Below are 13,006 nucleotides of genomic sequence, written 5' to 3' on the forward strand. Positions count from 1 at the left end.
CCTGTCCTATCGGCCGCGCCACTGCGGAGCGCGCTTGTTGAGGAAAGCTTCGAGCCCTTCGCGAAAATCCTGGCTCGTGTAGCACATCAGGATGAGGTCTTCGCCCTCATCTCGCGTCAGCCGCTTTTGCAGGCGGGCCACCGCCTGCTTGGTCGCATTCAGCGTCAGCGGCGCGTGGCTGGCCAAGAGCCGGGCGACATCCTCGGCACGGCGGTCGAGCGCCGCGCCATCCTCGACGACCTCGCCGAGCAACCCGACATGTGCGGCCTCCGCGGCCTCGACGAGACGCGCGGTGAAGATCAAATCCTTGACGCGCGCGGCGCCGATCAGCGCGGTGAGACGGCTGACATTGGACATCGACAGGCAATTGCCGAGCGTTCGCGCGATGGGAAATCCGATTTTGGCGCTTTTCGTGCCGATGCGCAGGTCGCAGGCGGCGGCAATGCCCGCCCCTCCGCCGGTGCAGAAGCCGTTGATCGCCGCGATCGTCGGCACCCGGCATTGCTCGAGCGTGGTCAGCACCCGATCGATCCGGTTCTCGTAGTCGATCGCGTCCTGCGGTGTCTTGAATTCGCGGAACTGGTTGATGTCGGTGCCAGACGCGAAGGCCTTGTCGCCCGCGCCGCGCAGCACGAGCACCTTGATCGCGTGATCGCCATTGGCCTCTTCGCAGATCTCGGCGAGCCGCTCGTACATGGCGAAGGTGAAGGCATTGCGCGCCTGCGGGCGGTTGAAAGTGATCCGCCCGATGCCGTCCTCAACCTCGAAAACGAGGTCTTCTGCCCCTGCGGCTTCCTGATCCATGTCCCTACCTCTTCTGTTTTTTTCATTTTTGAATGCAAAACATGATATTATCAAGCTGGAACTTGCATTGAAGCGCGATTAAATTCTATTTTGAATTCAAACTGGACCCGATCCCATGCTTCATGAAGAGGTCGTCGGCCGCATCCGCGACATTCTGCTCGACGGCGAAATCCCGCCGGGCGCGCGGATCCCCGAGCGCGAGCTGTGCGACCGGCTCCAGATCTCGCGCACGCCGCTACGCGAAGCCCTCAAGGTGCTTGCTGCCGAGGGCCTCGTGCAGCTCTTGCCGCATCGCGGCTCGCGCGCGGCCAAGCTGACCGACAAGGACATGCGCGATTTGTTCGAGGTCTGCCAGGGCCTCGAGGCGCTGGCCGGCGAGCTCGCCTGCGAGCGCATCACTGACGCCGGGATCGCTGAGATCGCCGCCACGCATGCGGAGATGGTGCAACATTATCGCGAGCGCGACCTGATCCAGTATTATCGCGGCAACCGCGCCATTCACGAGGCCATCGTCACCGCAGCCGGAAATCCGGCGCTGACCGGGCTCTACGCCTCCGTGACCGCGCGCATCCGCCGCGCGCGCTATGTGACGCCGATGACGCCGCAGCGCTGGGCGTTCGCCGTCAGCGAGCACGAAGCGATCCTGAACGCGCTCCAGCGCCGCGATGGCCTCGGCCTCTCGCACATCCTGCGTGCGCATCTGCGGCACAAGCGTGAAGAGGTGTTGCAGGCGGGGTTTGCCGAGACGGAAGGAAGCGAGCTCACGCTGCGGATCGCGTGAGCCGTCCTGCTGCCTTGGCTCTGCCGCCGGCTCGGCCGGCGGCAGGTGTCGTCACTGCATCAGGCGAGTGCGGCGCTCTTGATGATCGCGGCGACCGCTTCCGGACGCGACACATAGACCGCGTGACTTCCCTTGCTTTCGACCACGGTGGCGCCGGCGCGCTTGGCCATGAACTGCTGAGCCGGCGGAGGGATCATGTGGTCGTCGGTCGCAACCAGGTACCAGCTCGGCTTTGTCCGCCAGGCAGCTTCGGTGACGGCTCCTTCCAACGCCTTCAAGCCCCACGGCACCTGCGAGTCTGCCATGAACGCCGCCTTTGCCGGCTCGACGTCTGCTGCGAACGAGGCCGCGAACTTTGCCCTGTCGAGGAACAGGTAGCCGTCCTGGGGCGGCAGGATCGGCGGCACGGCAGCGCCGGGCGGCGGGTCCTTGATCAGGGAAGCCACAGACTCGCCCTTGTCCGCCGCGAAGGCCGCGATGTAGACGAGCTTGGACACCTTCGGGTCGTTGCCGGCTTCCGTGATCACCACGCCGCCGTAGGAGTGACCGACCAGCACGACCGGCCCCTTGGCCTGCGCGATGATCTGGCGGGTCGCGGCGACGTCGTCCGCGAGCGATGTGGTCGGATTTTGCACGATGCTGACGTCGAGGCCGTCCTTCCTGAGAATGTTGTAGACGCCTTCCCAGCCTGCGCCATCGACGAAGCCGCCGTGAACGAGGACGATTGTGGGTGTTGAGATCTCAGCCATGACAGTTTGCTTTCGGGTTGTTGCGCCGGAGCGCTTGAATTTCGCGGGTTCTTCTTGCCTGATTTCGCTATAGCTGATTAGTTCCGTTTTATGCGGATACCCCTAACCATTTAGCTAGGTGCCTGATGAAGTGGACGGATCGGATCGGCCGCCGCGTCAAGCTGCGCGACTTCCACATCGTGCTCGCCGTCGCGGAGGCCGGCAGCATGACCCGGGCGGCGGAAGAGCTGGCCGTGTCCTATCCGGTCGTATCCAAGACGGTCTCGGAGCTGGAGCAGACGCTGGGCGTAAAACTGTTCGACCGCAGCGTCGCCGGTGTCGAGCCGACGCATTACGGTCGCGCACTGCTCGAGTCCGGCGTCGCCGTGTTCGACGAGATCCGCAAGGGGTTGCAGCAGATCGAATTCATCAAGCAACCGGACGCAGGCGAGCTGCGTATCGGCTCGTCAATCGTGACGGACGCGGGCCTGCTTCCGGCGATCATCGAGCAGTTCACGCAGGATTTTCCGCGCGCGGTGCTTCACGTGCTGCACGAAAACATCGCCGTTCAGCAGTACCACAATCTGCGCAATCGGGAGGCGGAGCTGGTGTTCGGGCGGCTTCCCGCCACGATGACCGAGCCGGACCTGGTTGCCGAGCCGTTGCTTGACGAGCCCAATATCATCGTCGCGGGAGCCGAGAGCCGCTGGGCCAAGCGGCGCAAGCTCAAGCTTGCCGATCTGATCGGAGAGCCATGGGTGCTGGCACAACCTGGCAGTCTGGCAAGGTCACTGCACGAAGAGGTCTTCCGCAGCAACGGTCTTGAGGTGCCATCCGCACACGTCCTGACGATGTCGCTGCATCTTCACCTGCGCCTGATCGAAAGCGGCCGCTGGCTGGGTCTCGTTCCGGCGTCTGTCGTGCGTTTTGGCGGCAAGCGGATGCGACTGCATATCAAGGCCTTGCCGATCGAGATGTCGTCGCCACCCTCGCCGATCGGCATCGTCACGGTCAAAAACCGGACGCTGACGCCGCTTGCGGAGCGCTTCATCGAATGCAGCCGCAAAGTCGCCAAGTCGAATGCCAGCAGTGCGTCCGTGCAGCGGATATCTCAGGCGAGATAGCCGGACACGCCATGCCGCAAGAGCTTCAGCTAGGCGCGATTTCCGAACAAGCCGAGCGTGATCGAGCGCAGCCAGCGGTGAGCGGGGTCGCGGTGATAACGCTCATGCCAATATTGCGCGATCTCGATGCGCGGCAGCGCGACCGGCGTCTTGAACACGGTCATCCCGAGCGGTTCGGCGACGATGGCGGCCAGATTGGCGGGCAAGGTTGCGACGCCATCGGTTTGCGAGGCCACGAGCGCGCCCGCGATGAAGCTCGGCACCTGCAACAGGATGTTGGCGCGGGCGATCGCGCGTGTCAGCACGCGCTGGGTCTCGAGATGGGCCGCATGCCCGGTCTCGGACGCGGTGATCAGAATATGCTGCTCGTCGAGAAATCCCCGGCGCGTACGTGCTTGCGCCGGCCTCGGGTGCCCTCGCCGCACCACACTGGCATAGCCGTCGGAATAGAGCCGCTGGGAGCGAAGATGCCCCGCCGCCCGCGGCAAGGCGCCGAGCGCGAGGTCCGCCTCCCCCGATTCAAGCTTGAGCGCAAAGTGTCGGGAATCGAGCGGGATCGCGCGCACCTGAATGCGCGGCGCGAGCTCCGCAAGACGGGCGACCAGAGGCGGCAGGAATCGCACCATGCCGACGTCGGTCAAAAGCAGGCTGAAGATCTTCTCCGATTTGCACGGGTCGAACGGCAGCCGCTCCTGCCACAGCATGTCGGCCATCTCGAGCAAGGCGCGGACCTGCGAGGCCATCTCGACAGCCCGCGCCGTCGGCTGCACCCCGCTGCCGCGTCGCACGAACAGGGGATCGTCGAAGCGCAGGCGCAATCGGGCCAGCAATTTGCTGACGGCCGGCTGCGTTGTTTCGAGGCTCACGGCAGCACGCGTGATGCTGCCTTCGCGGATCAGCGCGTCGAGCACCCTCAGGTCGCGGAAGTCGATCCCGGAAGATTCCATTTTTGACATATGAAACATTCCCCTTGAGCTATGGATTGAGCTTGGCTGTTTGCTATCCTCCAGTCAATCGAACGGCCGAACGGCCACGCGAACACGGAGGAACGCCAATGACCAAATTCGTCATCGAATCGCATTTCCGCCTTCAGGAATGGGTGGCCGAGGAGAAGGGCTACTTCCGCGACGAAGGGCTCGACTACGAATTTCGCGAGCTGATCCGCTCGACCGAAGGCCAGCACCACAACAAGGTCAATGAAGGCGCCTTCCAGAGCATCGAGAAGGGACGCAAAGCCGACGTCAGTTGCGCCTGCCACTGGACCGTCAACGTCGCCGCCTCGAACGGCCACGCCAAGCTTTACGCAGACGTCTACTCGGTCGCGCCGTCGGGCATCTTCGTTCCGGCGGATTCGAAGATCCGCACGCCTTCGGATCTCGCCGGCGTGCCGATTTCGGTCGGCTTCCAGTCAGGCAGCCACTATTCGACCATCCAGGCACTCGAACCCTATCTGGCGCCCGGGCAGATCAACCTGACCTTCGAAGACGGCATGCTGTTTCGCAGGATGGAGCTGCTGTTCGAGGGCAAGAGCGAGGCCGCCGCGCTGTTCAACGGCCCCTATTATTTCGCCGAGCAGCTCGGCTATCGCAAGATCATCGACACGACCTTCATGATCGCGTCCATGATCAATGGCGATCCGGCGCCCGAGGACATCAAGCGCTATTTCCGCGCGCTGAAGAAAGCCCAGCGCGACATCGATATGCGGCCGGAGCTCTACACCCACTACTACAAGAACGAGTTTCCGGAGCGTTTTCACGCGACGATGGATACGCGGCGCTGGGGGCCCGGCGAGCGGATCGTGTTCGAACCCTATTCCCGCGAGGTCTACGAACAGTCGTTCGACTGGATCGAGAAGCACGGCATCTTCGAAGCCGGCACGATGGGCGATGGCGCCTACGACAAGGCGACGGTCGCATTCGGCGGGATTTGAGCGTCGGCGCAAGCGTGCGTCACGCGAGATAGCCGGACACACCGTCCCACAGGAGCTTCAATGCCGTCACGACCAGCAAGCCGTAGCAGGTCCGGTAGATCTGCTGCTGGTCGAGCCTTCCGTGCAGCCGCCAGCCGAGCCAGACGCCGCTTGGAATGGCGAGCAGGCACACTGCCATCACGATCCAGACGTTGCCGGCCGGCCGCACCAGCAGCAGCCACGGCACCGCCTTGGTCGCATTGCCGACGGTGAAGAACAGGCTCGTCGTTCCCGCGTAGACCTCCTTGCTGAGGCCGAGCGGCAGCAGATACATCGCCAGCGGCGGTCCTCCGGAATGCGCCACCATGGTGGTGACGCCCGAGGCGAGACCGGCTGCGACCGCCTTCGGCGTCGAACGCGGACGAATGGTCACCTTCGGGTCGCTCACGAACCACAGGCCGACAAAGATCAAGGTGACGACCGCCATCACGATCGCGACCGCGCGATGATCGAGCACGCGGAACAGGAGATAGCCAAGCGCGATGCCGACCACGAGCCCGGGCAGCAGCAGCACGAGGTCCGGTTTCGACCAGGTCGAGGGCTTCCAGTAGCGCAGCGCGAACAGGTCCATCGCGATGAACAGCGGCGCCAGCAGGCCGCCGGCAGTCACCGGGTCCATCACGACCGACAGCAGCGGAATGCCGACGATCGAGAAGCCGCCACCGAACGCGCCCTTCATGAAGCAGATCAGGAACACGCCGGCAAAGGCGATCAGGACTGTGGTGACCGTCAATTCCATGTGCGCGTCTCCAAGTCCGTCACGTCCAAGTCCGTCACGTAGAAGTCCGTCACGCTCGTTCGGATGGCGCCATCAGTCCGCCTACGACCTCGGGTGCCGACCGTCCTTGCTCTGGAAAAACAGGCCGGGCAGCGCCGAGGGCAGCCCGAAGGTCAATCCAAGGAACGCCAGAAACAGATCGAAATAACTCAGGTGCATCGTCGTCGCTCCATTGCCACCGAGTTCTCCCGGTGCAATTTGCTCCTTGCTCCAGAATATGATCCGAGCTTTTATTCGGTACAATAAGAACATTGTACTCGGTGCAATATTGACCTGCGTTCGGGATCGGGGGCTTGGGGCATGTTCCCCTCACTTCGGGCAGCAGCCCGCCCACCGCGAGGCGTGGCGGTCCGGTGGAGCTGAGCGAGGTCACGGTCTTGCTGCTGTGCACGCATCTGACGACCACGACCCCGCGCAGGCAGGCGCGGCGTCAGGCGCTCGTCATCCGCAGGGATGGCCGCTTATCATGTCCGTCCGCCAAGGAAGCGCTCAATCGGGCGCAACGCGTCGATATCCGGAATGCGCTCGCGGGCCTGCACGTCCGAGCACCATGGATAGGGCAACGCCGCCAGCCACTGCATGATCGGCTCCGAGTCCGCGACCGGAAGCACGCACATCACCTCGATGTCGATCACGAGCTTCGTCACGCGCCCATCATCGGCGGACGCAAAACCCCAGTCATAGTGTCCGCATCCGACGCGAACGGCACCGCCCTGCCGCGCCGACATCCCGACCAGCCAGTCACAACGGAACTGCGGCCGGTAGCCTGCATTGGGACGGGACAGGCAAAACGTGCGCACATTCTCGTACTGGTCGCCGAAGCCGGTGACCAGCACCTCTGTGATTTGCGCCAGCCCCTTTGCCGAGCTCGGAAACGAGATGGCGTCAGTCTTGACGACCATTTCCAGCTCGCAGTCCTCCGCGAAGGCGTGCTTCATCAATTGAGGACGGTTGCTATCCTTGGCCAGGATATAGGTGCTGATCGCAACGGCTGCGGTGATGGACGTGGATCGGTTCATTCGGTTGCCCTCTATCCCACAAGCTCAGGAGGCAGCGCATCGTGGATGCAGCAGGCGGTCATCATTGAAAAGCAGAAAGCTCCAGATCGGGCCGCTTCCCGTGAAGAACTGCGGCGAGAGCGCCGTGGCCCTTGTAGAGAAAACTCCAATAAACCCGTCGGCCGTCGCGGCTTTCGACGAACCAGTAACCGGTCATCGTCGTTCCCGTTCTCGCAATATCGCCCCAAAGCATTCTCGTTCTTCGCAACCCCAGCGTGGGACCAAACAGGTTCGAGGGACCTTCAATCGACTCATCGTCCCACGTCACCTTGTGGACGGATGTGAGCGATGGCGACATGAAGCCGGCAACACCAAGCCCCAGCAATACCGTCACCAGCCCTCCCCAGCCGGCTTCATGAAACAGGACGCCGTAGAAACCGGCCAGCGACAGGGCGCAACCGCCGATAACGGTGAGCCAGGCGGTCATTCTCTCCGGCTCGATTGCTCCTGCGGTATCGCTGAGCACATTCGGCTTCGCTCGCCGAAGTCCCCACGCGATGAGAGCGATCGTGCCGGCGGTCACCGCCGCCGCGACCAGGACTTGCAGGACCGGCGATGGGGAGGCCAACAAGCACCTCTTGTTCTTACCTGCATCCCTGATCGCAGCCGACCGTTTGTCACGCTGTCAGCACCCGAGCTTGTCGGCGACGCCGCCAAAATCCCTGGCGACGATGTCCCAGTTGCCAGTGGCTTCAAAATCGATCTTTTGCAGTGGGCCGTACTCGGTCGGGCGCGCGACGAAGGCGGTCTTCAGGCCATGGCTCTGCGCCGCCTTGAGATCGTAATTGTGCGCCGCGACCATCATGACCTCTTCGGGCTTGAGGCCGAGCAGCCGGGCGGCGCCGAGATAGGTTTCGGGATCGGGCTTGTAGTGCTCGAACAGCTCGGCCGACATGACGAGGTCCCACGGGAGACCCGCAAACTTCGCCATGTTGGTGAGCAGCCCAACGTTGCCGTTCGACAGCGGCGAGATCACGAATTTCGTCTTCAGCCGCGTCAGGCCGGCGACGCTGTCGGGCCAGGGATGCAGGCGATGCCAGCCCTTGGTGATGTAGTCGAGGTCAGCCTCGGTCAAACCCTTGATCGCAAACTTCTCGACCAGCCTGTCCAGCGAGCGGCGGTGCAGGACGTCGAGGATGACATAGCCGCGCTCGGGGTGGTTACGCACGTCATCCATGGCGGCCATGTACATGCCGCGCCAGCCATCGACCAAAGCGGTCCAGTCGGCGGTGATGCCGCGGCCCTTGCCCCACCACATCAAATCGGCAATCAGGCTGGTGCGCCAGTCCACGACGGTGCCGAACACGTCGAACACGAGGGCTTTGACGGCGGTGAGATCGGACATGGGAGCTTCCCCTGATTATTCTTGTTGTCATTCCGGGGCGATGCGTAGCATCGAGCCCGGAATCCATTTCACCTCAGACTCTGCTGCCCGATAGATTCCGGGCTCTCGCTTCGCGAGCCCCGGAATGACGGCAGACGTCAATCCAAATGGAACTTGGCGAGCTCGCGGTGCTCGGCCTTGATGTAGCGCACGGTGCCGGTGACGGAGCGCATCACGACCGTCTCGGTCTCGATCACGCCGTCCTTGCGGAATTTCACGCCTGACAGCAGCGAGCCCGTGGTGACGCCGGTGGCGGCGAACAGGCAGTCGCCCCGCGCCATGTCCTCGATGCCGTAGATCATCTTGGGATCGTTGACACCCATCTTGGCAGCGCGCTCGCGCTTCTCGTCGGAGTCGAGGATCAGCCGGCACTGCATCTGGCCGCCGATGCAGCGCAGCGCCACGGCCGCGAGCACGCCTTCCGGCGCACCGCCGGTGCCGAGATACATGTCGACGCCGGTGTTATCGGGGTCAGCGCAGTGGATCACGCCGGCGACGTCGCCGTCGGTGATGAGGCGCACGGCAGCGCCGGTCGAGCGCACGCTCTCGATGATGCTGGCATGGCGCGGACGATCGAGCACCAGCACGGTGATCCCCTCCGCCGTGACGCCCTTGGCCTTGGCGAGGCGGCGGACGTTTTCCGCCGGCGTGGCGTCGAGCTCGACGACGCCCTTGGCATAGCCTGGGCCGACCGCGAGCTTCTGCATGTAGACGTCGGGCGCGTGCAGCAGCGTGCCGCCGTCGGCCATCGCCATGGTGGCGATCGAGCCCGGCATGTTCTTGGCGCACAGCGTGGTGCCTTCGAGCGGGTCGACCGCGATGTCGACCTTCGGGCCGGCGTTCATGCCGACCTTCTCGCCGATGAAGAGCATCGGCGCCTCGTCGCGCTCGCCCTCGCCGATCACGATGGTGCCCTCGATCGGCAGCTTGTTCAACTCGCGCCGCATCGCGTCCACCGCGGCCTGGTCGGCCGCCTTCTCGTTGCCGTGCCCGCGCAGCCGCGCCGAGGACACCGCCGCCCGCTCCGTCACGCGCACGATCTCCAGCGTGAGAATGCGCTCGAGCAATGCTTGCGGCGGGACTGAAATATGGGTCGACATCTGGCTAACTCCTTCAACTGCTCTCGGCGGACGTTCGCCGCATCAATTCGCAACATCGCGGTTCGTTCGAACCGTGGTGTTGATGCTCTAGTTCTTCTCGATCCGGATCACCTGCGGTCGTCCGCTGATCACCTTGTCGCGCTGCACGGCTGCGAGTGCGCGGCGCACCGCGTCCTCATGCGTCGCATAGGTGATCAGGATGACGGGCACGGGCACCGCCTTGCCATCTGCCGGCGCAGCGCCGCCATTGGGATGACGCTGCACGATCGACTCGATCGAAATCTTCTGTTCCGCAAGCCGGGTCGCGATCGCGGCCGCCGTGCCCGGGAAATCGCGCGCCAAAAGGCGGATATAGTAGCCGCCCTCGTGGCGCTCCATTGGCGCCTTCTTGGTGTCGCGCAGATGCGAGATCGGCCGGCCGAACGGATTGGCGCGGATGCCGCGCGCGACGTCAGCGATATCGGCGACGACGGCAGATGCGGTCGCAGCTCCGCCTGCACCGGGGCCGACCAGCGTGATCGGCGGAATGCCCTCGCCATCAATGGTGACCGCATTGGTGACACCCATCACCTGCGCGATCGAGGAGGATTTTGGAACCATGGTCGGGTGCACGCGCTGCTCGATGCCCTTGGCAGTGCGAACCGCAACGCCAAGCAGCTTGAGCCGGTAACCGAGATCGTCAGCGGCGCGCAGATCTTCCGGCGCGATGGAGGAGATACCTTCGACATACACCGCACTTTGAGCAACTTTCGTGCCGAAAGCGAGGCTGGCGAGAATGGCAAGTTTTTGCGCGGTATCGTGGCCGTCGACGTCGAAGGACGGATTGGCCTCGGCATAGCCGAGCCGCTGCGCGTCCTTCAGGCATTCCGCGAAGGACAGGCCCTCCTGCTCCATCCGCGTCAGGATGTAATTACAGGTGCCGTTGAGGATGCCGTAGACGCGGTTGATGCCGGTTCCCGCAAGACCCTCGCGTAACGTCTTGATGACGGGGATCGCAGCGCCGACCGCTGCCTCGAAATTCAGCGCGCCGCCGTGTTTTTCGGCGGCCTTGGCGAGCTTCAAGCCGTGCTTGGCGAGCAGCGCCTTGTTGGCGGTGACGACAGACTTTCCGGCATTCAGCGCAGCCTCGACCGCCGACAGCGCGGGATCGCCAGCGCCGCCCATCAGCTCGACGAAACAGTCGATGCCGGGATGGGTTGCGAGCGCCAAGGGATCCTTGACCCATTCGACGCCGCGCAGGTCGATGCCGCGTTTCTTCGCCTTCGAGCGCGCGGTGACGGCGACGACGCGAATGCCCCGGCCGCTGCGGCCCGCGAGCACGCGGGCTTGCGTTTCAATCAATCGGACAACTTCGGCGCCCACGGTGCCGAGCCCCGCTATGCCCACTTTCAGGGGTGCGACCATGATGCTTTGCGAAAACCTGTCGAAGAGAATTAACGCCGGTTGGCGAGCGGAACGACGTTGTGCAACGTTTCGATGCCGCTTTCAAGGAAGCGGCGCACGCCGCGCGCGGCCTGCCTGATCCGTTGCTCGTTTTCCACCATGGCGATGCGGACATATCCTTCACCATGCTCGCCGAAGCCGACGCCGGGCGACACCACGACGCCGGATTTCTCCACCATCAAGGTTGCGAATTGCATGCTGCCGACGCTGCGGAACGCCTCCGGCAGCGGCGCCCAGGCGAACATCGAGGCATCCGGCGGCGGGATCTCCCAGCCGGCCCGGCCAAAGGACTCCACCAGCGCCTCGCGGCGCTTGCGATAGGTGTCGCGCATCTCCTTGATGCAATCGTCAGGACCGTTCAACGCAGCGGTCGCGGCGACCTGCACCGGCGTGAAGGCGCCGTAGTCGAGATAGGATTTGACGCGGGCGAGCGCTGCGATCACGCGCTCATTGCCGACTGCAAAACCCATGCGCCAGCCGGCCATCGAATAGGTCTTCGACATCGAGGTGAATTCGACGGTGACGTCGATCGCGCCGGGCACCTGGAGCACCGAGGGCGGCGGGTTGCTCTCGTCGAAATAGACCTCGGCATAAGCGAGATCGGACAGGATCAGTATCTCGTGCTTCTTCGCGAACGCGACGAGGTCCTTGTAGAAGTCGAGGCTCGCGACATAGGCGGTCGGGTTCGAGGGATAGCAGACGACCAGCGCAAGCGGCTTCGGGATCGAATGCACGATCGCCCGCTCCACCGCCTCGAAGAATTGCGGCGTCGGCTCCGAGGGCACCGAGCGGATCACGCCGCCTGCCATCAAAAAGCCGAAGGCATGAATCGGGTAGCTCGGGTTCGGACAGAGCACGACGTCGCCAGGCGCGGTGATCGCCTGCGCCACGTTGGCAAAGCCCTCCTTGGAGCCGAGCGTCGCAACGACCTGAGTGTCGGGGTTGAGCTTCACACCGAAGCGGCGCTCATAATAGGCGGCCTGAGCCCGGCGCAGGCCGGGGATGCCCCGGGAGGCCGAGTAGCGGTCGGTGCGCGGCTTGCCCAGCGTCTCCTTGAGCTTCTCCAGCACATGCGGCGGCGCCGGCAGATCCGGGTTGCCCATGCCGAGGTCGATGATGTCGGCGCCGGCATTCCGCGCGGCCGCCTTGGCCCGGTTAACCTGCTCGAACACGTAAGGCGGAAGGCGGCGGATGCGGTAAAAATCTTCCATGGGTCCAGACATCGGTTCTTGCGGCTCCGGGCAACCCGGTCAGGGCAGAATCGAAAGGCCGCGACGGACCTTCGGAGAGGCCTCGGCCCTTTCGTAAAAATCACTCAAAATCAAATAGTTGAAGTGATTTTCGGCGACAGGGACTGAAGTCCTTCGCTCTGACTCTCGGCTAAATTGAGGTCTTTTTAGCACGGAGTGGCGGGGGCGCCAGCGATTACCTTGCGGCGCCTTTACTTGGCATCCTTACTTGGCATCCTTGGCGGCCACGGCCTGACGGTCGCGGGCGGCGGCCAGCTCTGCCTCGATCTTGGCGCGCTGGTCGGGCGGAATGATCGCTTGATCACGATCCGGCGGCAGGTCGTGCACCGGCAAATAGGCGTTGGGGTCCTTGGGATGCGCTTGCGCATCGGTGGGTGTCATGTCCGCGAGCTGACTCGAGCAGCCGCCCAACGCGAGCGCCGCGATCAGCAGCGCGCCGCAGATCGGCAGCGACTTTTGCAGGTCCCACAACGCCAACACTTGGGAAATCCCCTACTCGTCCCATGCACGGCTGCTGGAGCTTAACCCAACACCCTGCCCAAGCTCAAACCATTGCTGCCCACAAATGGTACGAGCGAGAAAACATC

14 protein-coding genes are annotated in these 13,006 nt (G+C 63.8%); 3 read left to right on the forward strand and 11 right to left on the reverse strand.

The annotated features are described in order from the left end of the window. Positions 1 to 6: 6 nt before the first annotated feature. The gene (locus UP06_RS01710) at positions 7 to 804 is read right to left on the reverse strand and encodes an enoyl-CoA hydratase/isomerase family protein (RefSeq protein WP_044999973.1); all 798 of its coding nucleotides are present in this window, start codon (positions 802 to 804) and stop codon (positions 7 to 9) included. A 115-nt stretch (positions 805 to 919) separates the two neighbouring features. On the opposite strand from UP06_RS01710, the gene UP06_RS01715 reads away from it, so the two are divergent. After that, entirely contained in the window at positions 920 to 1,585 is a 666-nt protein-coding gene (locus tag UP06_RS01715) for a GntR family transcriptional regulator (protein WP_044999974.1), read from the forward strand. A gap of 59 nt (positions 1,586 to 1,644) precedes the next feature. Here UP06_RS01715 and UP06_RS01720 read toward each other — a convergent pair whose 3' ends face one another. Continuing rightward, the gene (locus tag UP06_RS01720; RefSeq protein ID WP_044999975.1) at positions 1,645 to 2,334 is read right to left on the reverse strand and encodes an alpha/beta hydrolase; all 690 of its coding nucleotides are present in this window, start codon (positions 2,332 to 2,334) and stop codon (positions 1,645 to 1,647) included. A gap of 125 nt (positions 2,335 to 2,459) precedes the next feature. Between UP06_RS01720 and UP06_RS01725 the strand changes: the two genes are divergently transcribed. Further along, positions 2,460 to 3,437 (forward strand): LysR family transcriptional regulator, encoded by a 978-nt coding sequence (locus UP06_RS01725; RefSeq protein WP_044999976.1) that lies wholly within the window; start codon positions 2,460 to 2,462, stop codon positions 3,435 to 3,437. 29 nt (positions 3,438 to 3,466) lie between these two features. Here UP06_RS01725 and UP06_RS01730 read toward each other — a convergent pair whose 3' ends face one another. After that, a complete protein-coding gene (locus tag UP06_RS01730) occupies positions 3,467 to 4,393 on the reverse strand; it encodes a LysR family transcriptional regulator (protein ID WP_197087102.1) in 927 nt (308 codons plus the stop codon). 98 nt (positions 4,394 to 4,491) lie between these two features. Here UP06_RS01730 and UP06_RS01735 point away from each other — a divergent pair, with 98 nt between their 5' ends. After that, positions 4,492 to 5,367 carry an ABC transporter substrate-binding protein gene (locus UP06_RS01735; RefSeq protein ID WP_044999978.1) on the forward strand — a complete coding sequence of 292 codons (876 nt, stop codon included), beginning with the start codon at positions 4,492 to 4,494 and terminating at the stop codon, positions 5,365 to 5,367. Between the two features lie 19 nt (positions 5,368 to 5,386). Here UP06_RS01735 and UP06_RS01740 read toward each other — a convergent pair whose 3' ends face one another. From UP06_RS01740 to UP06_RS01780, 8 genes are all read right to left on the reverse strand, one after another. Further along, the gene (locus UP06_RS01740; RefSeq protein ID WP_044999979.1) at positions 5,387 to 6,145 is read right to left on the reverse strand and encodes a sulfite exporter TauE/SafE family protein; all 759 of its coding nucleotides are present in this window, start codon (positions 6,143 to 6,145) and stop codon (positions 5,387 to 5,389) included. A 503-nt stretch (positions 6,146 to 6,648) separates the two neighbouring features. Continuing rightward, a complete protein-coding gene (locus tag UP06_RS01750; RefSeq protein ID WP_044999981.1) occupies positions 6,649 to 7,203 on the reverse strand; it encodes a hypothetical protein in 555 nt (184 codons plus the stop codon). A gap of 61 nt (positions 7,204 to 7,264) precedes the next feature. Next, the gene (locus UP06_RS01755) at positions 7,265 to 7,810 is read right to left on the reverse strand and encodes a hypothetical protein (RefSeq protein WP_156162708.1); all 546 of its coding nucleotides are present in this window, start codon (positions 7,808 to 7,810) and stop codon (positions 7,265 to 7,267) included. Between the two features lie 57 nt (positions 7,811 to 7,867). After that, positions 7,868 to 8,587: a haloacid dehalogenase type II gene (locus tag UP06_RS01760; protein ID WP_044999983.1), complete on the reverse strand. Its 720-nt coding sequence runs from the start codon at positions 8,585 to 8,587 to the stop codon at positions 7,868 to 7,870. Positions 8,588 to 8,724: 137 nt separating this feature from the next. Continuing rightward, positions 8,725 to 9,726 (reverse strand): class II fructose-bisphosphatase, encoded by a 1,002-nt coding sequence (gene glpX / locus UP06_RS01765; protein ID WP_044999984.1) that lies wholly within the window; start codon positions 9,724 to 9,726, stop codon positions 8,725 to 8,727. An 87-nt stretch (positions 9,727 to 9,813) separates the two neighbouring features. Beyond that, positions 9,814 to 11,130: a homoserine dehydrogenase gene (locus UP06_RS01770; protein ID WP_044999985.1), complete on the reverse strand. Its 1,317-nt coding sequence runs from the start codon at positions 11,128 to 11,130 to the stop codon at positions 9,814 to 9,816. A gap of 29 nt (positions 11,131 to 11,159) precedes the next feature. Then, positions 11,160 to 12,380 (reverse strand): LL-diaminopimelate aminotransferase, encoded by a 1,221-nt coding sequence (locus UP06_RS01775; RefSeq protein ID WP_044999986.1) that lies wholly within the window; start codon positions 12,378 to 12,380, stop codon positions 11,160 to 11,162. Positions 12,381 to 12,623: 243 nt separating this feature from the next. Next, complete coding sequence (locus UP06_RS01780; RefSeq protein WP_044999987.1) at positions 12,624 to 12,899, reverse strand: hypothetical protein; 276 nt, start codon at positions 12,897 to 12,899, stop codon at positions 12,624 to 12,626. Between the last annotated feature and the right edge of the window lie 107 nt (positions 12,900 to 13,006).

The organism is Bradyrhizobium sp. LTSP857 (genome assembly GCF_000938285.1).
Taxonomy (GTDB): Bacteria; Pseudomonadota; Alphaproteobacteria; order Rhizobiales; family Xanthobacteraceae; genus Bradyrhizobium.